Below are 22,137 nucleotides of genomic sequence, written 5' to 3'. Positions count from 1 at the left end.
GGCCAGCGTTCAGGGCCAGCGCTTCGCGCGCAGCGGCACCGCACCGGAGCCCTCCCCCGCCGCCCCGGTGTCCCGCGGCTCCGGCTCCGGCTCCCGCGCTCCCGTCTCCAGGGGCCCCGTTTCGAGCGGTCCCGCCTCCAGCGGCCGGTCGGACAGCAGGTCCTTGATCGGCACGCCGAGAATGTCCTCCTGGGTCCGCTCCGCCTGCTCCAGAAGCTGGGCGGTGCGGTCCTGCCAGGGCAGCTCCAGCCCGCCCAGCCCGCGGACGGAGCCGCGCAGGCCGATGCCCAGAGCCTTCATCAGGTCGTAGAGCGTGGCCTCGCTCAGGTCGCGGGTGACGACCCAGGCGTTGTGCGTGGTGTGGGCCACCCAATGGGCGTCGCGAAGCTGCTCCAGGATGCCGTCGATCAGCACCGTCCCGACCGGCACGCGCCCGACCAGCGTCCGCCGCCGCAGGCCCACGCCGAGCCGCGTCCCCTCCAGGAGCTCGTGCAGGACGGCCAGCGCCAGCCCCAGCCGCTGGGCGGGCAGCAGCCCCTCCGGCCCGCCGCGGGTGATCTTGCCGGCCCGCCATTCGGGCAGCGAGGCGGTGATGACCGCGCCGAACAGCACCGTCGACCAGGCGATGTAGAGCCAGAACAGGAAGATCGGCACGGTCGCCAGCGCGCCGTAGATGGTCTGGTAGGCGGGGAACTCCTTCATGTACATGGCGAAGCCCGCCTTGGACGTCTCCAGCAGCAGCGAGGCGACCGCCCCGCCGCAGGCGGCGTCCATCCAGCCGACGTCCCGGTTCGGGATGATGACGTAGAGCAGCGTGCAGCCGACCAGCTGCAGCATGAAGGGCAGGATCGCCCCGATCCCCACCAGCGGGTCGGCGAAGCCCTCCAGATGGGCGAACTGGAGCACCGCCCACAGGGTGCTGGACAGCGACAGGCTGGCGCCGGCGAACAGCGGGCTCAGCGACACCACCGCCCAGAAGGAGAGGATGCGGGTCACGTAGGAGCGCGGTTCCCGCACCCGCCAGACGGTGGCGAAGGACCCCTCGATGGTCCAGATCAGCAGCACCGCGGACATCGCCAGCCCGATGATTCCGAACACCGGCATCTGCCCGGCGTTGGCCATGAAGGCCGCCAGATATTGCAGGATGGCGTCGCTGTTCTCCGGCACGAGATTCTTGAACAGCAGCGTCTGGATGCGCGACTGCAGCGCGTTGAAGGCGGGAAAGGCGGAAAAGATCGCGAAGCCGATGGTCATCAGCGGCACCAGCGCCAGCAGCGAGGTGTAGGTCAGCGAGGCCGCGGTCTGGAAACAGTTGTCGTTGTAGAAGCGCATGGAGGAATAGGCGATGAAGCCGCCGATTTCCCGAACGCGCACAAAGGGGTTCCAAGCCCCTTTCGAAGTGCCTTCGGTTTCAGCCACAGGACGCCTCCCGCCTTGGTTTGACCGGGCCGGTCTTTCGTGTAGGATGCGGCCCACTTTTCAAAGCATACTCTGGATGCACGAGGTACGGATGTCCAACCCGAAGCCGCTCATGGACGGCAAGCGCGGCCTGATCATGGGCGTGGCGAACGATCGTTCGATCGCCTGGGGAATTGCCTCCACGCTGGCGCAGCACGGCGCCGAGCTGGCCTTCACCTACCAGGGCGACGCGCTGCTGAAGCGCGTGAAGCCGCTGGCCGATCAGGTGAAGGCCCCGCTGCTGCTGCCCTGCGACGTCACCGACGAGGCCAGCGTCGACGCGACCTTCGCCGCCATCGAGAAGGAATGGGGCAAGCTGGACTTCCTGGTTCATGCGATCGCTTTTTCCGACAAGAACGAGCTGGACGGTCTCTATCTCGACACGACGCGGGCCAACTTCCTGCGCACCATGGACATCTCCTGCTATTCCTTCACCGCGGTGGCGCAGCGCGCCGTCCCGCTGATGAAGGACGGCGGCAGCCTGCTCACCCTCTCCTATTACGGCGCCGAGCGCGTGATGCCCCACTACAACGTGATGGGCGTCGCCAAGGCCGCGCTGGAGGCGAGCGTGCGTTACCTGGCCGTCGATTTGGGCGGTCGGAACATCCGCGTCAATGCCATCTCCGCCGGCCCGATCAAGACGCTGGCCGCCAGCGGCATCGGCGACTTCCGCTACATCCTGAAGTGGAACGAGCTGAACGCCCCGCTGAAGCGCAACGTCACCATCGGCGAGGTCGGCGGCGCCGGCCTGTTCCTGCTGAGCGACCTCGGCACCGGCGTGACCGGCGAGGTGATGCACGTCGACTCCGGCTACCACACCGTCGGCATGGTCGCGGTGGACGCGGCGGCCGAGGTGTCGCAGCTCCTGGGGTCGCTGGGCGGCGCGGCGAAACCCGCCTGATCCAAGGCTTCTGGCGACGGCGGGCGCGTCCGGTTCGTTCCGGAACGCCCGCCGGAAACGCCCTTACCCAATTTGGGACATTTTTTACCGAACGTCGTATTACCTACTTTTGCGCGCCGCAGCATACCGCTATTCTTCACACTTACGGAAGGTTGCGGAAGGTGACAGTCGGATGCGTGCACGGCGGCAATCGGATTCGGTGTCCCCGATTCTGGAGCAAATTCTCTACGGCGGCTCCAGCGTCTCGATGAATTTGATCACCATCACCCGCGAGATCCCCGAAGAGAACCGCCTGTTCCGTGCCCGCGGGTTGAACAAGGCCATTCTGTTCAAGTATCCGAATTTCGACGAAGACGCCGACGACTACGCCAACCCCATCGCCGACGAGGATGAGGATGGCGACGCCGCATCGCGCCCGGTCGAGACCGGCATCTACATTCCGCACAGCGTCGAACACACCGAAGCGGGCGGCCTCGCCATTTATCTGCGCGCCCGCAACAGCAACATCCTGCTGGCCGAACAGTTCGGCATCGGCGAGGCCAACAGCGAAGCCGCGGCCGCGGACCTGCGCACCCTCACGTTGATCGACAGCGTGCCTTCGCTGGACGCCTTCCTGCTGAAGGCCTGCTTCGAAGGCGAGAAGGTGCCGGTGGACAAGCGTCACTGGGCGATCAGCGACACCGAGGACCAGCAGCTCCGCCGCCTGATCCGGGCGCGCATCGAACCCATCGTCCGCAAGGCCATCGACGGCGGCGGCAACGGCGCCCAGAGCATCGAGCGCTTTCTCGAAGCGATCTGGAATCCGGAGCTGGAGGAAGCCGGCCTGTTCGTCTCGGCCTTCGGCATCGACCGCAGCGAAGCGGACCAGATCTTCAGCGCCTGGAAGGGCACGACCTTCTACGAATACCAGCTTCGCCGCATCGCGCCGCGGGCCCGGGTCATCCTGAACTGGCTGAAGTCGCGGGAGTGCATCCCGGTCGACATCCGCATGCACAAGCCCTACGAGACCCAGCTTCTGATGCACATCGAGAAGGTGGTCAAGCTGCTGGAAACCACGCTGATGGACATCCGGCAGATCCTTGCCGATTACGAGGCGAGCTTCTCCGCCTTCATGGCCGGCCAGCCCGAGCCCTTCCGCGACTATCTGCGCAAGATCCGCTCCCATTACTGGCTGCTCGGCTATTGCGTCTCGGCACTGACCAGCGTCGCCCATCTGGACGCCCGCTGCATGAAGAACAACCCGCAGCGAAAGCTTTATTTCGAAGCCACGCAGAAGCTGCTGCGCCAGTTCGAAGTCGCGCTCGACCGCCGGCGTGAGCAGAAGGGTGCGTTTTAAGTCCCCTCGCGCTTGACGCGCCGGCCGAAACGCCGCAAGAAACGCGCTCGACCGCGAAACTTGCGGTAACATCGTGTCGCATCGGGAGTCCTCGCCATGGCCGGCAACAGCTTCGGAACGCTTTTCCGCTTCACCACCTGGGGCGAGAGCCACGGGCCGGCGATCGGCGTGGTGGTGGACGGCTGCCCGTCGCTGCTCTCCCTGACCGAGGCGGACATCCAGCCCTGGCTCGACAAGCGCCGCCCCGGCCAGTCGCGCTACACCACCCAGCGGCAGGAGCCCGATCAGGTCAAGATCCTGTCGGGGGTGTTCGAGGGCCAGACCACCGGCACGCCGGTCTCGCTGATGATCGAGAACACCGACCAGCGCTCCAAGGACTACAGCGAGATCGCCGCCAAGTTCCGGCCCGGCCACGCCGACTACACCTACTGGAAGAAGTACGGCATCCGCGACTACCGCGGCGGCGGGCGCTCCTCGGCGCGAGAGACGGCCTGCCGCGTGGCGGCGGGTGCGGTGGCGCGCAAGGTGCTGGGCGACGGCGTGACCGTCCGCGGCGCGCTGGTGCAGATCGGCCCGCACAAGGTGGACCGCAGCCGCTGGGATTGGGCGGAGGTCGACAACAACCCCTTCTTCTGCCCCGACCCGCAGGCCGCCGCCGAATGGGCCGACTATCTGGACGGCATCCGCAAGAGCGGCTCGTCCATCGGTGCCGTGGTGGAGGTCGTGGCCTCCGGCCTGCCCGCCGGGCTCGGCGACCCGCTCTACGACAAGCTGGACGGCGATCTCGCCCGCGCCATGATGACGATCAACGCCGTCAAGGGCGTGGAGATCGGCAACGGCTTCGAGGCCGCGACCCTGACCGGCGAGCAGAACGCCGACGAGATGCGCTCCGGTTCCGACGGCGAACCTGAATTCCTCTCGAACCAGGCCGGCGGCATCCTCGGCGGCATTTCCACCGGGCAGGACATCGTGGTGCGCTTCGCGGTGAAGCCGACCAGCTCCATCCTCACCCCGCGCCAGACGGTCGATCTGCAAGGCAAGGACACGGACATCCTGACCAAGGGCCGTCACGACCCCTGCGTCGGCATCCGCGCCGTCCCGGTGGGCGAGGCGATGATGGCCTGCGTTCTGGCCGACCATCTGCTGCGCCACCGCGCCTACGCGCGGGGCTGAGCCCGATGCGGGGACCGGGCCGCATCGCGGCGGCATGGCGCGGCGGCGTGATCGCGGGATTCCTGCTGATCGCCGCCCTTCCCGCCGCAGCCCAATCCCAGGCCCAATCCCAGACCCAATCCCAGGCCCCGGCCTACCGGGAGCATGCGGAAACCTTCAAGGACTGGCGCCTCTACTGCCAGGTCTGGAGCGAGCCGCGCCGCGTCGAATGCGAGCTGCTCTCCCGTCCCGGCAGCGACCGGCGGTCGCGCCTCGTCTGGCTGCGCTCCAGCGAGCGCTGGCTGGAGGGGATGCGCTTCCGGCTGGACGAGCGGACGATGGACCTGTCGAAGATCGTCCGCGTCTGGGTGGACCGGGCGCTGTTCCGCCCCGAATACCCGTGCGAACGCTTCGAATGGGAGACCAACACCTGCGCGGTGCTCGATCCGGAGACCAACGCCAAGCTGGTTGAACGGCTGACTCCCGGCAAGGAGGTCGCCGCCGTCGGCTCCGCCCCGGCGGGCGGCAAGGCGGAGGTGCGCTTTTCCCTGAACGGCTTCAAACCGGCGCTGGAGCGCATGGAGGAGATCCGCCGCGAAGCGGGGATCCGCTGGAAGTAGCGGCGGCGTTCAGGCCGGGTCGCCCTCGCCGTCCGGCTTGGCGTACTTTTTCTTGGCGCGGTCGAGCGAGGCCAGAAGCTGCTGGCCGGTCGCCCCGCCGTCGCCGCTGATCCGCCCGGTCATCACCGCCTTGATGGCGTCCACATGGGCCTTCAGCAGCAGGCGTTCGTTGCCGGTGACGGCGGGAAAGCCGCCCTGCGTCGCCTCGTAGAGCGACTTGGCGATCCGGGTGATCAGCGGGTAGCCGAAGATGCCGCCCTGCCCGCGCATCTCGTGGGCGGAACGGTTGATCTGCGCCATCAGCGCCGGGACCACGGCGGCCTCCTCGCGCAGCCGGTCGACGCGGCGGGCCAGTTCGTCCACCTCCCCGGCGATCCAGGTCGCGTAGTCGCCGGCCCGGTTCTGGATCTCCGCCTCCGCCGCCGCCAGCACCTCCTCGGGCAGGGTCGGCATGGGGTCCTTCGGCGCGATGCCCATCTTGGCGCCCAGCCGGTTGGGCAGGTCGAAATGGACGACGGGGAAGCGGTCGATGCCCGCCGCCTTCGACGCGCTGTGCACCACCAGGATCTCGCGGGGTCCGGTCATCCGGCAATCCATCGCCACCGCCCGCTGCGTCCGCCGCCGGTCCGGCCCGAAATAGCCCTTGGCAAGCACGAAGCGCCGCGGCCGGGCGATGGCGGCCAGCAGGCGGCTGGCGATGATGGCCGCCGAAAAAGGCTTGGCGATGAAATCGGTGGCGCCCAGGTCGCGCGCCTGCTCCACGTAATGGCGGTCGGCGGCGCCGGACAGCATCAGCACGGGCAGGAAGCGGTCCGGCGACCTCGGGCTGCAGCGCAGCCAGCGCAGCAGCATCAGCCCGTCCACCTCCGGCATCACCAGATCGGAGATGATCACGTCCACCGGCGCCGTGCCGGGCGGCAGGGCGGCCCGCCGCTCCTCCAGGAAGCGGATGGCCTCCGCCCCGCCGGGCTCGGCATGCACCGCGCCGACCCCGATGGTGCGCAGCGTGGCGGTCAGCACGTTGCGGATGAAGGCGCTGTCCTCGACCACCAGAACCGAGAGGAGGCCGAGCCTGGGCGCGCCCTTGCCGCCCGGATCGTTCATTGCTGGAACCACTGCGTTGCAACGGGTCAAGTCTTCGCATGAGCGGCGGCCCTTGGCGAGACACAACGTACGAAAGGCAGGGTTGCAACTCCCCGGCGAAGCTCCAGGCATCCTGACCGGATGTGGGGCTTTGCGAAGCGCCGCCGCCCGGCTACCCTGTCGGCCAAAACAGCATCGACCGCAACGGCGCAACACACCGGAGGAGACCACCGCGATGCCCCAGCCCGATCACGTCATGGCCCTGCCCGTTCCCGAGACGCCCGACCTCGACCCGGACATGGCGGCGCTCTTCGCCAAGTGCGAGGAGAAGCTGGGCTTCGTCCCCAACGTGCTGCGCGCCTACAGCCTGCGCCCGAAGAAGCTGCGCACCTTCGCCCAGCTCTACAACGAGCTGATGGTCGGCGAGAGCGGCCTGTCCAAGCTGGAGCGCGAGATGATCGCCGTGGTCGTGTCCTCGGCCAACCATTGCTATTACTGCCTCGTCGCCCACGGGCAGGCGGTGCGCAAGCTGTCCGGCGATCCGGAACTCGGCGAGATGCTCGCCTTCAACTACCGCGCCGCCAAGCTGGAGCCGCGCCAGCGCGCCATGCTCGATTTCGCGTGGAAGCTGACCAAGGAGCCCTGGACGATGGGCGAGCCGGACCGGCAGGCGCTGCGCGACGCCGGCTTCGGCGACGAGGAGATCTTCGACATCGCCGACACCGCCGGTTTCTACAACATGTCGAACCGCGTCGCCTCCGCGGTGGACATGCTGCCGAACCACGACTACCACACGCTGGACCGCTGAACGCTGGACCGCTGACGCCGCGCAACCACCGGAGCCCCCCGGATGCTGAGGTTCTTTGTCCGCCTGTTCGCCCTAATCGGCTTCCTCGTGGTGGCCGCCGTGGTCACCGGGGTCGTCCTGACGGTCCGGCATGAGCCCTCCCTGCCCGACACCGTGGTGCTGGAGCTGGACCTCCGCGACCCGCTGGCGGAAGGCAGCGTGGACCGGCTGGGCAGCTTCCTCGGCCATGAGACGACCTTCCAGGAGGTGCTCGACGCGCTGGAGCGGGGGCGCGGCGACCCGCGGGTGAAGGGCGTGCTGGCCCGCTTCGGCGGCGACGGCGCCAGCTTCGCCCAGGTGCAGGAACTGCGGGCGGCGGTGGAGCGGTTCCGCGCGTCGGGCCGCTTCGCCATCGCCTTCGCCGAATCCTACGGCGACACCGGGGCGGGCAACCGCTCCTACCTGCTGGCCAGCGCCTTCGACGAGGTGTGGATGCAGCCGCTCGGCCTGCTCGGCCTGACCGGCCTGTCGGCCCAGATCCCCTTCGCCCGCGGCGCCCTGGACAAGCTGGACATCCAGCCCCAGGTGTTCCAGCGCGAGGAGTACAAGAGCCTCGCCGACAGCGTCATGCGGACGGACTTCACGCCCGCCCACCGCGAGATGATGGAATCGCTGCTCGGCGACCTGACCAACCAGATCGTCGACGGGGTGGCGGTGAGCCGCCGCCTTCCCCCCGCCGCCGTCAAGGCGGCGATGGACCGCGCGCCGCTGATCGACCGCGAGGCCCTGGACGCCAAGCTGGTCGACCGGCTGGGCTACGCCGACGAGGCGCGGGAGGAGGCGTTGCGCCGCGCCGGGGCCGCGCCCGGCACCGACACCATGGAGGCGGCGGACTATCTGGGCATCGCCGGCCCGCCCAACCGCAGCGGCCCGACCATCGCACTGATCCACGCCACCGGCACGATCACCGGCGGAGACAGCGGCAAGCCCGGCCTGGGCGAGGTCACCGCCGGGTCGGAGACGATCGTGTCGGCCATCGAGGACGCGGTGGACGATCCCGACGTCAAGGCCATCCTGTTCCGCATCGACAGCGGCGGCGGCAGCGTGACCGCGTCCGAGACGATCCGCCGCGCGCTGGTCAAGGCCCGCCAGTCGGGCAAGCCGGTGATCGCCACCATGGGCGGCACGGCGGCGTCCGGCGGCTATTGGATCGCCCTGGCCGCCGACCGCATCGTCGCCTCCCCGGCCACCGTCACCGGCTCCATCGGCGTGGTCGCCGGCAAAATGTCGGTCGGCGGCCTGTCGGAGCGGCTGGGCGTGCATTGGGGCGTCCTCGACACCGCGCCCAACGCCGGCCTGTGGTCGCCCTTCCGCCCCTTCGGCCCCGCCGGGGAGGAGCGGCTGAACGCGATCATCGACAGCAGCTATTCCACCTTCCTGTCCCGCGTGGCGGAGGCCCGGCACCTCACCCCCGAACAGGCGCGGGACGCCGCCAAGGGCCGCGTGTGGACGGGCGCCCAGGCCAAGAACCTCGGGCTGATCGACGAACTGGGCGGTGTCGCCACCGCGCTGACGCTCGCCAAGCAGGCGGCGAAGCTGGCGCCGGACGATCCGGTCACCGTGACCGCCTACCCGCGCCCGAAGCCGCTGCTCCGCGAAATCCTCGACCTCGCCTCGGGCAAGGGCGATCTGGTGGAAGCCGTGGCGGTGCTGGCCGGATTGCGGCCGGCGCTGGCCGAACTCGCCCCGCTGGTCAAGGCGGCCCGCGGCGGTGCGGTGGAGGCGCGCATGCCGCCGCTGGGACTGGAACCGTAGGACTCCTGGATAAGGGATAAAATTCAGGCCGGCGGGGCGACCGCCGGCCTGCAGAAGAGTGGCTGCGTTGCGTCGTGACGATGGCGCCTCGTCAACCGGGCGTCGTCATAGGGCGGGCGTCGTCATAGGGCGGACGTCGTCAATGGCGCGTCGCAAACCCCGCTGAACAGAGCATCATCAGCGGACCGGCGTTGGTCCTGTTTTCACTTTCCAAGTAACTCTGAAATCCCGGCGAGCAGACCAACCGCGCGATTTCGTCCTTCGAAAAGACCGGCAGGAAGGGATTGTTCGACAGCTCCTCGTAAGCAGCCCTGGCCACTACTCTCAGGTTAAGCGGAATCGCCGCGATATATCGGTCGAGAGCACATTCGTCCTCGCGCTCCATCTGGCGCACTCCTTTCCTACGTTTTTCATGATTAGTGGCTACGGATTAAAGATTGCGCAAAGCGCCAATCGCGTAAAGCGACATAAGCGAACGAGGCAACAGATCCTGCACAGTGTTGTGCCCGTATCACATCATACTTTTTGGGTAAGCTGTGCGCTGGTGGCAAATCCCATCGATTTTTATCTTTCACCCCCACCATGAAGCCCGTCTCTCGGAAAGAGGAGCGAGGCACCGCGGCGCAATGAATTCACGCAGCCGACACCAGGACATTGGAAAGGAAAAAATATGGAAAACTACGACACATTCGAAAGTCTCGGATGATCGGTCCGTGGAAACCGAATTCGATCTTCGCTAAATGCATCATGAAAAATCCATTGGTCATATGCGAAACGTTAAAGACGGCGCGGGCCCCGCCCCGCGCCTGATCTTTGGAATGCCGGCGCTGTGCGGACCTTCAGGGGGCGGATTGTCCGGATTGACTGGCAGGAACGCTTCCTATATAGCCGCTAGACCCTTCGCCGTTTCAAAGCTGCCGGCGCGTACGGAAAAGGAAAGGCGCCGCGCAAGGGAGGGTTTGAATGTCACGGTGCGACGGCAAATAATTCAGTAGACCGTCCTTTACTCCCGCAGATCCGAAGTGCTCCGTGGAATCAGAAGACAACGATCACCCCATCGCCGACGCCCCCACGCAACCCGACGAGGGTGAGGACACGGTTTCCGTCTATGGCCCCTACCCGGAAAGCCGGGATCGGGTCTGCTGCATCGTCGGCATCGGCGCGTCGGCCGGCGGGTTGGAAGCGCTCCAGCGCTTCTTCGACAATGTGCCGGGAGAGAGCGACCTCGCCTATGTGGTGGTCCAGCACCTGTCGCCGGTCCACAAGAGCCTGATGGTCGATCTGCTGGCCAAGCACACCGCCATGTCGGTGGTGCAGGCCGCCGACGGCATGGCGGTGGAGCGCAACACCGTCTATCTGCTGCCCCCCGCCAAGCATCTGTCCATCGAGGACGGGCGGCTGATCCTGACCGCCAAGGACACGACCGGGGGCATGAGCCTGCCCATCGACATCTTCTTCACCGCTCTCGCCAAGGACCAGGGGCCGCGGGCGCTGGGGGTGGTGCTGTCCGGCACCGGGTCGGACGGCACGCGCGGCCTGCTGGCGATCAAGTCGGCGGGCGGCTTCGCCGCGGCGCAGGACCCCGAATCGGCACAGTTCGACGGCATGCCGCGCAGCGCGATCGCCACCGGGCAGGTGGACGCCGTGAAGACGCCGGACAAACTGCCGGGCTGCCTGATCGAACACGCCGGCCGGGTGCTGTCGCGCAACCTGCCCGCCCCGCCCCGCCCGCAGGACCGCGACAACGATCCGCTGGCGCAGATCGTGGCGGCCATCCGCTCGGTCACCGGGGTGGATTTCTCGCATTACAAGCTGGCGACCCTGCTGCGCCGGATCGAACGGCGGATGCACACCGCCGGCCTCGACTCGATGAGCGACTACGCCGCCCTGCTCCGCCGCAACAGCGCCGAAACGGTCAGCCTCTACAAGGAGATGCTGATCGGCGTCACCCGATTCTTCCGCGACGAGGGCGCCTTCGCCTCCCTTGCCGACCGGGTGATCCCCACCCTGCTGGCCAAGCGCAGCCCCACCGACATGGTGCGCGTCTGGGTCTGCGGCTGCGCCACCGGCGAAGAGGCCTATTCCATCGCCATCCTCTTCGCCGAGGCGCAGGAGCGGATGGGACGGTCCTTCGACGTCAAGATCTTCGCCACCGACATCGACCAGGACAGCATCGAGATCGCCAGCCTGGGCGAATACCCGCGCTCCATCGCGGAGGACGTGTCGCACGAACGGCTGAGCCGCTACTTCACCGCCCGCGGCGACCATTATCTGGTGTCGCGCGACATCCGCCGCATGGTGGTCTTCGCCGCCCACAACATCATGCGCGATCCGCCCTTCACCAAGATCGATCTGGTGAGCTGCCGGAACCTGCTGATCTACATGGACTCGCCGCTTCAGCGGAAGGTGCTCAGCCTGTTCCAGTACGCACTGCGGCAGAGCGGCTTCCTGTTCCTCGGCACCAGCGAGACGCTGGGCGACCTGTCGGCCGAGTTCCACGTCCTGGACAGCCGGAACAAGCTGTTCCAGAGCCTGCGCACCGGGTCCCACCGGCTGTCGCGGCTGCTCGTTCCCACCGTCGCCGCCCCGGTGCACCGCCACGGCGACGAGACCTTGTCGCAGGCGCAGGAGGAAGGGGCCGCCATCGACGAGGCGATCTCGACCCTGATGCGGGCCTATGTGCCGCCCAGCCTGCTGGTCAACGAGCAGATGAACATCATGCATGTGTTCGGCGAGGCGTCGTCCATCCTGAAGGTGCCGCCGGGCGAGGCCACGCTGAACGCGCTGAAGCTGCTGCCCTCCTCGGTCTCCATGGTGGTGGGGACCGCGCTGACGCGGGCCTTCCGCTCCGGCGAGGAGTTCGCCCTGTCCAACATCCCGGTGAAGGACCGCGAGGGGCTGCCCGCCGTCAGCCTGCGCGTGAAGCCCTTCGTCGCGCGCAAGACCGGCCGGCGCTTCGCGCTGATCGTGCTCGACCCCAGCGCCCCGGCGCTGGCCCTGCCGGACAGCGACTTCGACTTCGACACCGACACCGCGGAACGCATCCGCGGGCTGGAGCAGGAGCTGGTGTCGCGCGGCGAGAACCTCCAGGCCACCATCGAGGAGCTGGAGACCGCCAACGAGGAACTGCAGGCGACCAACGAGGAGCTTCTCGCCTCCAACGAGGAATTGCAGAGCACCAACGAGGAGCTGCAATCCGTCAACGAGGAGCTGTATTCCGTCAACGCCGAGTACCAGGCGAAGGTGGAGGAGCTGACGGAGGTCACCAACGACCTGGACAACCTGCTGCGCTCGACCGAGATCGGCACGGTCTTCCTGGACAGCGGCATGGTGATCCGGCGCTTCACCCCGGCGGCGGCGCGCTTCATCAACATCATCCCGCGCGACGTCGGGCGGTCGATCTCGCACCTGTCCACCAACATCGACTACCCGGATTTCCTCAAGGACATCGAGCGGGTCTTCCACGACCACACCCCGGTTGAGCGTCACGTCCCGGTGCGCGGCGACCGCTGGCTTCAGACGCGGATCCTCCCCTATCTGACCGAGAAGAACCAGGTGGCCGGGGTGGTCGTCACCTTCGTGGACGTCACCGCTGCCAAGGCGGCGGAGCACCGGCTCCAGACGGTGCTGGACAGCCTGCCGGAGCATGTGGCGGTGATCGATTCCGACGGCGCCATCACCATGGTCAACCACGCCTGGCGCACGTTCGGCGAGAAGAACGGCGCCCAGGCGCTGGAACGTTGTGGTCCGGGGACCAATTATCTTGATGTCTGCAACGCCGAGGAAGGAACCGAAGGCGAGGACATCGCCCGTGCCGTGAACGACGGGCTGCGCCGGATCCTGTCCGGCGACATCGAGCAGTTCACCATCGAATACCCTTGTCATTCGGACAAGGAGGAGCGCTGGTTCATGATGCACGCCTGCCGTCTGGCCGGATTGTCAGGGGGAGCGGTGGTCAGCCACATCGACATCACCAACCGCAAGCTGATGGAACTGCGCGCGAGCGGACGGCGGAACGGCCAGCGCCGGCAGGGCGCGCTCCCCGACAAGGACACAAAGGACACGGTGGCCGGGGGCGCGGCGTGAACGGCTTCCGCAACGAACGGCTTCGCAAGCGCGCGGAACAGGCTCTCAACTCGGGCGGCTTCGAAGGGGCGGAGGTCTCGGCGACCACGCTCAAGGAAGTCCTGCACGAACTGTACGTGCATCAGGCCGAGCTGGAGATCCAGAACGAGGAGCTGCGCACCGCACAGCAGGCGCTGGAAGCCTCGCGCATCCAGTATCTCCAGCTGTTCCAGTCGGTGCCGCTGGCCTGCTTCACCGTCAATGCCGCGGGCATCATCTGCGAGGCCAACGTCGCCGCGGAGCGGCAGTTCGGCCTGCCGTTGCGCCGGCTGAAGGGCCGCCCGCTGACCCTGATGGTGGAGTCGCTGGACCATGGGCGCCTGTTCACGGCGCTGGCCCGGCTGCGCGATTCCGGGCAATGGACGCGCCAGGAATACGCCTTCGTCGGCGCCCACAGCGCCATCGACGGGCTGACCGACGCCCGGGTCGTCGAGCTGGAGGCCGGACCGGACGGTGTCGACAAGGGCGACGTCCTGCTGACCATCACCGACGTGACGGAGCGCAACGCCTGGGTCAGCGAGCTTCAGGACGCCCGCGACGAGGCCGAGCGCACCCGGGCCGCCTACCATCACATCCTTCAGGCGGTGGCCGACGGCATCTGCGGCCTGGATGCGCGCGGCGCCGTCACCTTCGTGAACGCCGCGGCCCAGTCGATGACCGGCTTCGGCGCCAGCGAGCTGGTCGGCCGCTCCTTCACGGCGCTGGTCGGCGGCGACGCGGAGGAAGAAGGAAGGCGCGCCCTGACGCTGTCGCTGGCCGACGGGCTGGTCCGGCAGGTGACCGACGGGCGCCTGCGCCGCCAGGGCGCCGACGATTTCGTGGCGGAGCTGACCGTCTCCCCGATCCACCAGAACGGGGCGATCACCGGGGCGGTGGTGGCCTTCCGCGACGTGACCGCCCGCCGCGCCGCGGAACAGGCGCTGGCGGAGAGCGAGCGGCGGCACCGCACGCTGGTCCAATCCCTGTCCGAAGGGCTGGTCATGCGCTCGGGCGACGGCACGGTGATGGTCGCCAACGCCATGGCGGAACGGCTGATGGCGGGCCCGGCGGGCGTGCTGCTCGATCCCCTTGCCCGCCCCTTCGAGAGCCGCAAGCCGGGAGACCGGACGGGCCGCGCGGCCCGGCGGCGCTTCATCGGCGCCGACGGCACCCGGCTGACCGGGCTGCCGCCCACCGCCAAGGCGGTGGACAGCGGGAAGCCGGTGGTCGAGCAGATCGTCGGCATCGCCGAGGGCGACGAGGCGGCGGCCCCCACCCGCTGGCTGCGCGTCTCCAGCCATCCGGTGCCGGGCGCGGACGGACGGCCCGAGGCGGTGGTGTCCAGCGTCACCGACATCTCCGCCATCAAGTCGATGGAGCGCGACCTGAACGTGGCGCTGGACGCCAAGGAGCGTTTCATGGCGGCGGCCAGCCACGACCTGCGCCAGCCGGCCCAGGCCCTGACCCTGCTGTCCGGGCTGCTGCTGAAGGAGCCGATCCCGGAGGACGCGCGGCGCATCGCCACCCAGCTCCGCGACACGGTGGCCTCGCTCGGCGGGCTGCTCGACTGCCTGCTGGACATTTCCAAGCTGGAGGCCGGTCTCGTCACCCCCCACAGCGCCCCGGTCGAGGTGGGGTCGATCATGGAGCGGCTGCACGGGGAGTTCCGGGCGGTCGCCGCCTCCTCCGGGCTGACGCTGCGCACCGTGCCGGTGCGGCTGGGCGCCTGCACCGACGGCGGGCTGCTGGAGCGGGTGCTGCGCAACCTGCTGACCAACGCCATCCGCTACACGCGGCAGGGCCGGGTGCTGTTCGGCGCGCGGCGGCGCGGCGGCGCCCTGCGGTTCGAGGTATGGGACACCGGCATCGGCATTCCGGAGAACCAGATCGACCGGATCTTCCAGGACTTCTACCAGATCGGCAACGCCGCCCGCGACCGGCGGGAGGGGCTGGGCATGGGGCTCAGCATCGCGCGGCGCCTCGTCCACATGCTGGGCGGCACCATCGAGGTGACCTCGTCGCCGGGCAAGGGGTCCTGCTTCGCCGTCACCCTGCCGCAGGGGGCCATTCTCGACCAGCGGCACTGCGGCGACTCCCCGGAGGACTCCGCTTCGGCAAGCGGCGAGGCGGACGGCGACGCCTCCGTCCTTCTGGTCGAGGACGACGCGGTGATCCGCATGGCGCTGGCCCTGATGCTGGACGGCTGGGGCTACCGCGTGACGGAGGCCGGCTCGGTGGCGGAGGCGCTGGAGCTGGTGGACGGCACGCTGGTGCCCGACCTCGTGCTGACCGACTACCGCCTGCCGGACGGCGACACCGGGCTGATGCTGATGGACACGCTGCGCCGCCGCTTCGGTTCCGACCTGCCGGGGGTGCTGCTGACCGGCGACACCTCGTCCGACCGGCTGCGCGAGGCCGTCGGCGCGCAATGCGCCCTGCTGCACAAGCCCATCCAGCCCGACGACTTGCGCCGCACCGTGCGCGCCAGCCTGGAACACCGCGACGCCGAGACGGAGCCGACCTAGAGCGGATCGCAATCCGCTTTGGACCGCGACGGCAGTCCCGCCTGCACATGTGGCCACGGCGCTCCTGGCCGCACATGCGGCCGAAGCCTGCCTCTCGCGGGACCATCGTTCCCGCTGGCGGCAGGCGGATGCCATCGGCATCCGCTGAGAGCCGGCGAATGAGGCGATGTGGATCGAAAGCGAACGGAAGTTCGCTTTAGAGGCTAGGGACGCTCCAGATCGGCCTGGGTGGCGCGCTTCAGGTGGTTCAGCCGCTCCTCGGCGTCGTTGCGGGCGTAGGGGCCTTCCACATCCATGCCGAAGCTGAGATAGAAGCCGTCGGCCTGGGCGATGTGGGTTCCGACGGGGAGATACTCATCGGTGGGCTCGTCGTTGCCGACGATCGCGCCGTTCCGGATTTCCACGATGTGCGCCATGACCCGCTCCCCCGCCGCCGTTGGTGGATGCCAAACGGGTTCAACGGCGGGGAGACCGTCCGGGTTCCTTCCGCTCAGCGACGCCGCACCAGCCGGTCGAGCCGCAGCCGGTGCCGCCGGTCGCTGAGCCGCCGCACCGTCGCCAGCGACGCCGCCAGCACGCCGAGCCCGGTGGCGCCGGAGATCAGGAACATGATCAGGATCTGGTACTTCACCGCCTCTCCCGGATCGACGCCGGAGAGGATCTGGCCGGTCATCATCCCGGGCAGGGCCACCACCCCCATGGCCGCCATGCTGTTGATCGTCGGCATCAGCGCGGTGCGCAGCGCGTGGCGCAGAATGGGCCGCAGCGCCGTCCAGCGGGAGCGGCCGAGCGCGAGCTGCGCCTCGATCGCGGACCGTTCCCGCGCCGCCGTCGCGGTCAGCGTGTGGAGGGCCAGCCCCACCCCGCTCATCGCGTTGCCCAGAACCATGCCGAGCATCGGAATGGCGTAGCGCGCGTCCCACCACGGATCGGGCCGCACCGCGGTGGACAGGCCCAGCAGCAGGACGATCCCCGCCGCCGTCCCCATCGCGCCGGTGCCGATGCCGTAGGACCACCAGCCGGACAGCCGCCGCTCCTGCCGGGCCATCGTCTCCTGGCCGGCGAACAGCAGCATGACCAGCGCCGCCCCCAGGGTCAGCCAGGGCGACTCCAGCGCGAACAGCCGGGTCAGCACCAGCCCGACCAGCGACAGCTGGACCACCATCCGCAGCGCCGCCACCAGCAACGGCCGCGCCAGACCCAGGTCCAGCGCCATGGACAGGCCGCCGTTGACCAGCAGGAGCAGCCCCGCCACGGCGAGGTCGGTGTAGTGCAGGGATACCAGCATCGTCCTACCCTTCCGTCACCACGCCGTCCGCCACCACGCCATCTGCGACGTGCAGATGCCGATGGGCCAGCCGGGCGGCCTGTTCCGGCGCGTGGGTGACGATCAGCACCCCGGCCCCGCGGGCCAGCTCGCCGCGCAGCAGCGCCTCCACCCGCCCCGTCGCCTCGGCGTCCAGCGGGCCGGTCGGCTCGTCGAGCAGAAGCACCTCCGGCCCCTGGACCAGCGCGCGGACCAGCGCCAGCCGTTGCCGCTCCCCCGTGGACAGGCGGGCGACCGGCCAGTCCATCACCTCGCCCGGCAGGCCCAGCGCCCCGGCGAGCGCGGCGGCGCGGTCCGGCCGCGCGAAGTGGGCGCCCACCCGATCCTCCCACCAGCCCGACTCGGCGGCCACATAGGTCACCCGGCGGCGCCAGAGCGGCGCGGGCATGTCCTCCCGCAGCTCACCGTTCAGCCGCACCTCCCCGGTCGACGGATCGAGGTCGGCCAGGGCGCGCAGAAGCACGGATTTCCCCGATCCGGATTTCCCCTGCACGGCGACGCACTCGCCGGCCTCCAGTTGGAAACTGGCGGGCTTCAGCACGGTCGTGGACAGGTTGCGCACGCTCAGCATGGCGGGTTACGGCGACTATTCCGGAAGATGGGCGGGGAGATTAGCAGCCATTCATGGCGGAGTCCTTGCGCGGAACGTCTCGGGGGCTATGGTACGCCCCACCGTTCATTCCGGCCTGAACCGAGACCATGACCGACGCCTCCAACGACCACGCCGTCTTCACCCACCGCGAGATCATGCGGGTGTTCAGCGGGGTGGCGCTCGCGATGCTGATGGCGGCGATGGACCAGACCATCGTCGCCACGGCCCTGCCGACCATGGCCCACGACCTGGGAAGCCTGGAAAACCTGCCCTGGGTGGTCACCGCCTATCTGCTGGCCTCGACCTCCACCACGCCGATCTACGGCAAGCTGAGCGACCTCTACGGGCGCAAGCGGGTGCTGCAGGTGGCGATCTTCCTGTTCCTGGTCGGGTCGGTGCTGTGCGCGCTGGCGCAGAGCATGGGGCAGCTCATCCTGTTCCGCGGCATCCAGGGGCTGGGCGGCGGCGGCCTGATGGCGCTGGCCTTCACCATCATCGGCGACGTGGTGGCCCCGCGCGAGCGCGGGCGCTACCAGGGCTACATCGGCGGCATCTTCGCCCTGTCCAGCGTGGCCGGGCCGCTGCTGGGCGGCGTCTTCACGGAACGGCTGAGCTGGCATTGGATCTTTCTCATCAACCTGCCGCTGGGGGCGGCGGCGCTGCTGATGACCAGCCGGGCGCTCGACCGCCTGCCGGCGGGGCGGGCGAAGCCGACCATCGACTATCTGGGCGCGGCGCTGCTGATGGGCACGGTGACCTCGCTGCTGTTCGTGGTGTCGCGCGCCGGGGTCGCCCTGCCCTGGACCTCGCCGACGATCCTCGGCCTGTGCGTCCTGGGCCTCATGATGCTCGGGGTCTTCCTGTGGCACGAGCGGCGGGTGGAGGAGCCGATCCTGCCGCTGCACCTGTTCCGGGAACCGGTGGTGGCGGTCGCCAATCCGGTGGTGGCGGTGTCGGCCATGGTGCTGTTCGCCGGCATCGTCTACCTGCCCCTGCGTTCGCAGCTCGTCGCCGGGACCAGCGCCACGACGTCGGGCTTCCTGCTGCTGCCGATGGTGCTCGGCATGGTGCTGGGCGCCGGGGGCGGCGGGCGGCTGATCTCCAAGTCCGGCCGCTACAAGGTCTTCCCGCTGGCCGGGCTGGCGCTGGCGGCGGTGATGTATCTGGCGCTCGGCCTGTCGCCGACGGTGTCGGAGAGCGGGCTGTGGTCCACGCTGATCCTGGTTCCGCTGGGCATCGGGCTGGGGCTGGTCATGCCGGTGATGACGGTCGCCGTGCAGAACGCGGTGGAGCGGCGCGACCTGGGCGCGGCCACGGCGTCGGTCGGCTTCTTCCGCTCGCTCGGCGGGTCGGTCGGGGTGGCGGTGTTCGGCGCGGTCTTCGCCGCCGACGTCGAGGCCCGGCTGAACGCCGCCGGCCTGCCCGGCATCAGCGGGCGCGAGGTGATGGAGCGCGGCCCCGCCGCCCTGTCCAATCTGGCCCCCGGCGCCCGTTCCGCCGCCCAGTCGGTGTTCGAGCATGGTTTCTCGACGCTGTTCCTGCTGGCCGCCGGGCTGGCGGTGGTGTCCTTCGTGCTGACCCTGTTCCTGAAGGAGCTTCCCCTGCGCTCCGCCGCCGACGCCGCCAAGGCCGGGGCGGAGGCGGCCTGAGGACCGGGATCGGGGGCCGCCCTACGCCTTGTCCTCGCTGGGGAAGTGCCGCCCCTCCCCCAGCTTGTCCTCGATGTAGAGCATGTTGACCAGCACCAGCATCACGACCGCGAAGGGCGTGGCCAGGAACATGCCCATCAGGCCGAACAGCACGCCCCCCGCCGCGATGGCCGCGATGGTGATGACCGGGGGCAGGTCCACCACCTTCTTCTGCATCAGCGGCATGACGACGTTGCCCTCGACCTGCTGGATCGTCAGGTAGAGCAGCGCCACCCACAGCGCGTCCTGCGGCGATTGGGCGAAGCCGATGAGGATCGCCGGGACCGCCGCCAGGAACGGGCCGATCAGCGGAACGAACTCCAGGAGTGCCGCCAGCAGGCCCAGCGCCGGGGCGCTCGGGATGCCCAGCAGAAGCAGGCCCGTGGTGGTCAGCACGCCGACGATGGCCATGGCCGAAAGCTGCCCGATCAGCCACTTCCACAGCGAGTCCCCCATCACGTCCAGCACCTCCCGCGCGCGCTCGTGACCGCGCGGCGGCACCAGCAGGATGACGCCGCGCTGGTAGACGCCGGGCGAGGCCGCGAGGTAGATGGCCGTGAACATCACCACCACCAGATCGCCCAGGAAGAACATCACGCTGGACGCGACGCTCTGCAGCCGGTTCAGCCAGGAGGAGGCGTCCCGCCCCTGTTCCATGATCTGGTCGCGCAGCGAGCCGGGAAGCTGCTGCACGGCGCTGGAAATCTGCTGGGAGAGCTGGTCGAACTGGCTGACCACCGACTGGCCCATCAGCACGCCGCCGCCGATCAGAAGCACCGCCAGAAGCAGCAGCACGACGCCGAGCGACCAGCCCTGCGGAAGGCCGGTGTAGCGCCGCACCAGACCGGCGATGCGCTGGAACAGGATCGCCAGAAGCACGCCGGCGAAGACCAGCAGCAGCGCGTCGGCCACCTGCCAGGCCAGGAACAGCGTCCCCAGCACGCCGGCGGCGATCAGCATCTTCCAGGTGAACAGCTTCAGTTCGGTTGCGGTGCTCCGCCCGGCGGTTGCCGGCTCCCCGGCCTGGATGGGGGCCTGAATGGGAGCCTGTCTGGTCGCGTCCATCGATTCTTCCCGCCGTGTTTGCCACCGGCATGCCGGTCCGATGGACAAACGCCCCCCGCAGGAAACTGTTGCACCGCCACCCCGCTAGCACCTTCGTGCTAAGACGCTTATCCGAATGCGCGCGGACGGTTGGCGCCCCATATCATGTCTGACGCCAAGGAGTCATTCTCGCTGATGTCACCTCAAAAGCCCGCCGGAAACGGCGGGCTCTTTTCTTGTGGGGAGCGTCTCCTATCGGGAGCGTCTCCTATCGGGAGCGTCAGCCGGCATCCGGCGGGAAGACGATGCCGACCTTCAGGCCCGGCTCGTTGTCCTCAAGCCGCAGCGACGCGTCGTGCAGCCGGGCCACCGCCTCCACGAGGCTGAGGCCCAGCCCGTTCCCCGGCGAGGCCCGCGCGGCGTCCAGCCGGACGAAGCGCTCCAGCACCTTCTCCCGCATCTCCGGCGGAATGCCGGGGCCGTTGTCCGCCACGGTGACGCGGGCGGCCTGCCCCGGCTCGGCGCCCTCCAGCAGCAGTGTGATGCGCCCGCCCTCCGGCGTGTATTTGATGGCGTTGTCCAGCAGGTTCGACACCGCCTGGGCGAGCAGCTGCTCGTTCCCGCGCACGGTCGGCTCCGCCCGGATGTCGGTGACCAGGGTCAGGCTTTTCTCCTCCGCCACCGGCTCGTAGAGGTCGGCGGCCAGCCGGACCACGTCGGCCAGCCGCACCGGCTCCAGCGCCTTGCGGTTGGCGCCGGATTCGGCCTCGGCGATGGACAGCAGAGCGGTGAAGGTGGCGAGCAGCCGGTCGGCCTCCAGGATCGTGTCCTGCAGCACGGTGCGGTAGACCTCCGGGTCGTCGGTCTCGCGGATCAAGGCCAGTTCGACGCGAGAGCGCAGGCGCGACAGCGGCGTGCGCAGGTCGTGGGCCACGCTCTCGGTGACCTGCCGCATGCCGGTCATCAGCCGCTCGATCTGGTCCAGCATGGCGTTCAGGTTGCCGGCCAGCCGGTCGATCTCGTCCCCGCCGCCGCCGCGCGGAACGCGGCCCGACAGGTCGCCGGCCATGATGCGGTGGGTGGTGCGGTTGATCGCCTCGATCCGGTGCATGGCGCCGCGCGCCAGCAGCAGGCCGCCGCCCAGCCCCAGCACCACCGTCACCAGGAAGACCCAGCGCAGCGACACGACCATGCGCCCGCGGAGCTGGTCCAGCTCGCTCATGTCGCGGCCCACCAGCAGGCGGAACTGGCCGGGCAGGATGAAGCTGACCGCCATCGCGGTGGAGGGCCGGTTGTTCACCCCGCCATAATCGGAAATCTTGAAATGGGTCCAGCCGCCCGGCCCCGCCGTGGCGTCGGGCCAGCCCGACAGGTTGCCGGCCAGGATGACCCCGCCCGGCGTGGTCAGCAGGTAGATGGAGTTGGTGTGCGAATAGCCGCTGCGCTCCCGCACGGAATCGACCAGCCCGCGCAGGCCGGCGCTGCGGTACTGGTCCTGAAGCCCGGCGACCTCCAGCGCGATGGTGGCGCCGATCTCCTCCTCCAGGAACCCCGCGGTGGAACGGTAGACGACGGCCAGGATCACCCCGACCGAAATGACGAACAGGCCCAGATACAGCAGGGCCAGCCGGAACGGCGTCGTGCGCAGAAGGCGCAGGATGGGAATGGCCGCCTTCACGCTCCCCCGCCTGCCCCCCTCGCCGCC

Annotated in this window: 17 protein-coding genes; 9 read left to right on the top strand and 8 right to left on the bottom strand. The window is 69.0% G+C overall.

Annotation, left to right across the window (positions count from 1 at the left end; translation table 11 throughout):
• Positions 1-9 precede the first annotated feature (9 nt).
• Positions 10-1,374, bottom strand: a complete 1,365-nt coding sequence (locus TSH58p_RS16025) for a YihY family inner membrane protein (protein WP_109069593.1) — start codon at positions 1,372-1,374, stop codon at positions 10-12.
• Positions 1,375-1,510: 136 nt separating this feature from the next.
• Between TSH58p_RS16025 and fabI the strand changes: the two genes are divergently transcribed.
• From fabI to TSH58p_RS16005, 4 genes are all read left to right on the top strand, one after another.
• Positions 1,511-2,359: an enoyl-ACP reductase FabI gene (gene fabI, locus TSH58p_RS16020; RefSeq protein WP_109069592.1), complete on the top strand. Its 849-nt coding sequence runs from the start codon at positions 1,511-1,513 to the stop codon at positions 2,357-2,359.
• Positions 2,360-2,558: 199 nt separating this feature from the next.
• Entirely contained in the window at positions 2,559-3,695 is a 1,137-nt protein-coding gene (locus TSH58p_RS16015; protein ID WP_247873980.1) for a hypothetical protein, read from the top strand.
• 96 nt (positions 3,696-3,791) lie between these two features.
• Entirely contained in the window at positions 3,792-4,868 is a 1,077-nt protein-coding gene (gene aroC / locus TSH58p_RS16010) for a chorismate synthase (RefSeq protein WP_109069590.1), read from the top strand.
• Between the two features lie 5 nt (positions 4,869-4,873).
• The gene (locus TSH58p_RS16005) at positions 4,874-5,467 is read left to right on the top strand and encodes a hypothetical protein (protein ID WP_109069589.1); all 594 of its coding nucleotides are present in this window, start codon (positions 4,874-4,876) and stop codon (positions 5,465-5,467) included.
• 9 nt (positions 5,468-5,476) lie between these two features.
• Here TSH58p_RS16005 and TSH58p_RS16000 read toward each other — a convergent pair whose 3' ends face one another.
• Complete coding sequence (locus tag TSH58p_RS16000; RefSeq protein ID WP_109069588.1) at positions 5,477-6,571, bottom strand: response regulator; 1,095 nt, start codon at positions 6,569-6,571, stop codon at positions 5,477-5,479.
• A gap of 214 nt (positions 6,572-6,785) precedes the next feature.
• On the opposite strand from TSH58p_RS16000, the gene TSH58p_RS15995 reads away from it, so the two are divergent.
• The gene (locus TSH58p_RS15995; protein WP_109069587.1) at positions 6,786-7,358 is read left to right on the top strand and encodes a peroxidase-related enzyme; all 573 of its coding nucleotides are present in this window, start codon (positions 6,786-6,788) and stop codon (positions 7,356-7,358) included.
• A gap of 42 nt (positions 7,359-7,400) precedes the next feature.
• Positions 7,401-9,152, top strand: a complete 1,752-nt coding sequence (gene sppA, locus TSH58p_RS15990; protein WP_109069586.1) for a signal peptide peptidase SppA — start codon at positions 7,401-7,403, stop codon at positions 9,150-9,152.
• A gap of 139 nt (positions 9,153-9,291) precedes the next feature.
• On the opposite strand, the gene TSH58p_RS15985 is transcribed toward sppA, so the two are convergent.
• Positions 9,292-9,537, bottom strand: a complete 246-nt coding sequence (locus TSH58p_RS15985; RefSeq protein WP_109069585.1) for a hypothetical protein — start codon at positions 9,535-9,537, stop codon at positions 9,292-9,294.
• 644 nt (positions 9,538-10,181) lie between these two features.
• Here TSH58p_RS15985 and TSH58p_RS15980 point away from each other — a divergent pair.
• A complete protein-coding gene (locus TSH58p_RS15980) occupies positions 10,182-13,238 on the top strand; it encodes a chemotaxis protein CheB (protein WP_109069584.1) in 3,057 nt (1,018 codons plus the stop codon).
• Positions 13,235-15,781 (top strand): PAS domain S-box protein, encoded by a 2,547-nt coding sequence (locus tag TSH58p_RS15975; RefSeq protein WP_109069583.1) that lies wholly within the window; start codon positions 13,235-13,237, stop codon positions 15,779-15,781. Before TSH58p_RS15980 ends, TSH58p_RS15975 begins: the two co-directional genes overlap by 4 nt.
• Positions 15,782-15,984: 203 nt before the next feature.
• Here the strand turns inward: TSH58p_RS15975 and TSH58p_RS15970 are convergent, their stop codons facing one another.
• The 3 genes from TSH58p_RS15970 to TSH58p_RS15960 all read right to left on the bottom strand — a co-directional run bounded on the left by TSH58p_RS15970 (position 15,985) and on the right by TSH58p_RS15960 (position 17,679).
• Positions 15,985-16,197: a hypothetical protein gene (locus TSH58p_RS15970; protein WP_109069582.1), complete on the bottom strand. Its 213-nt coding sequence runs from the start codon at positions 16,195-16,197 to the stop codon at positions 15,985-15,987.
• A gap of 74 nt (positions 16,198-16,271) precedes the next feature.
• Positions 16,272-17,069, bottom strand: coding sequence for an iron export ABC transporter permease subunit FetB (gene fetB, locus TSH58p_RS15965; RefSeq protein ID WP_109469267.1), 798 nt, complete (start codon positions 17,067-17,069; stop codon positions 16,272-16,274).
• Between the two features lie 4 nt (positions 17,070-17,073).
• Positions 17,074-17,679: an ATP-binding cassette domain-containing protein gene (locus tag TSH58p_RS15960; RefSeq protein ID WP_109070541.1), complete on the bottom strand. Its 606-nt coding sequence runs from the start codon at positions 17,677-17,679 to the stop codon at positions 17,074-17,076.
• Between the two features lie 128 nt (positions 17,680-17,807).
• Here TSH58p_RS15960 and TSH58p_RS15955 point away from each other — a divergent pair, with 128 nt between their 5' ends.
• Positions 17,808-19,349: an MDR family MFS transporter gene (locus TSH58p_RS15955; protein WP_109070542.1), complete on the top strand. Its 1,542-nt coding sequence runs from the start codon at positions 17,808-17,810 to the stop codon at positions 19,347-19,349.
• 21 nt (positions 19,350-19,370) lie between these two features.
• On the opposite strand, the gene TSH58p_RS15950 is transcribed toward TSH58p_RS15955, so the two are convergent.
• Together TSH58p_RS15950 and TSH58p_RS15945 are read right to left on the bottom strand one after the other, a co-directional pair.
• On the bottom strand, positions 19,371-20,453 hold the full coding sequence (locus TSH58p_RS15950) for an AI-2E family transporter (RefSeq protein WP_109070543.1): 1,083 nt from the start codon (positions 20,451-20,453) through the stop codon (positions 19,371-19,373).
• 259 nt (positions 20,454-20,712) lie between these two features.
• A complete protein-coding gene (locus TSH58p_RS15945) occupies positions 20,713-22,110 on the bottom strand; it encodes a HAMP domain-containing sensor histidine kinase (protein WP_109070544.1) in 1,398 nt (465 codons plus the stop codon).
• Positions 22,111-22,137: the final 27 nt, after the last annotated feature.

Source organism: Azospirillum sp. TSH58, assembly GCF_003119115.1.
Classification (GTDB): domain Bacteria; phylum Pseudomonadota; class Alphaproteobacteria; order Azospirillales; family Azospirillaceae; genus Azospirillum.
Note: the sequence above shows the minus strand (reverse complement) of the source record. Positions and strands in the feature narration are given on the sequence as shown.

Excerpts from the sequence above, each read along its gene's own strand:
- fabI (WP_109069592.1), top strand. The coding sequence starts at position 1,511 with ATGTCCAACCCGAAGCCGCTCATGGACGGCAAGCGCGGCCTGATCATG.
- aroC (WP_109069590.1), top strand. The coding sequence starts at position 3,792 with ATGGCCGGCAACAGCTTCGGAACGCTTTTCCGCTTCACCACCTGGGGC.
- TSH58p_RS16005 (WP_109069589.1), top strand. The coding sequence starts at position 4,874 with ATGCGGGGACCGGGCCGCATCGCGGCGGCATGGCGCGGCGGCGTGATC.
- TSH58p_RS16000 (WP_109069588.1), bottom strand. The coding sequence starts at position 6,571 with ATGAACGATCCGGGCGGCAAGGGCGCGCCCAGGCTCGGCCTCCTCTCG.
- TSH58p_RS15995 (WP_109069587.1), top strand. The coding sequence starts at position 6,786 with ATGCCCCAGCCCGATCACGTCATGGCCCTGCCCGTTCCCGAGACGCCC.
- sppA (WP_109069586.1), top strand. The coding sequence starts at position 7,401 with ATGCTGAGGTTCTTTGTCCGCCTGTTCGCCCTAATCGGCTTCCTCGTG.
- TSH58p_RS15985 (WP_109069585.1), bottom strand. The coding sequence starts at position 9,537 with ATGGAGCGCGAGGACGAATGTGCTCTCGACCGATATATCGCGGCGATT.
- TSH58p_RS15970 (WP_109069582.1), bottom strand. The coding sequence starts at position 16,197 with ATGGCGCACATCGTGGAAATCCGGAACGGCGCGATCGTCGGCAACGAC.
- fetB (WP_109469267.1), bottom strand. The coding sequence starts at position 17,069 with ATGCTGGTATCCCTGCACTACACCGACCTCGCCGTGGCGGGGCTGCTC.
- TSH58p_RS15960 (WP_109070541.1), bottom strand. The coding sequence starts at position 17,679 with ATGCTGAGCGTGCGCAACCTGTCCACGACCGTGCTGAAGCCCGCCAGT.
- TSH58p_RS15955 (WP_109070542.1), top strand. The coding sequence starts at position 17,808 with ATGACCGACGCCTCCAACGACCACGCCGTCTTCACCCACCGCGAGATC.
- TSH58p_RS15950 (WP_109070543.1), bottom strand. The coding sequence starts at position 20,453 with ATGGACGCGACCAGACAGGCTCCCATTCAGGCCCCCATCCAGGCCGGG.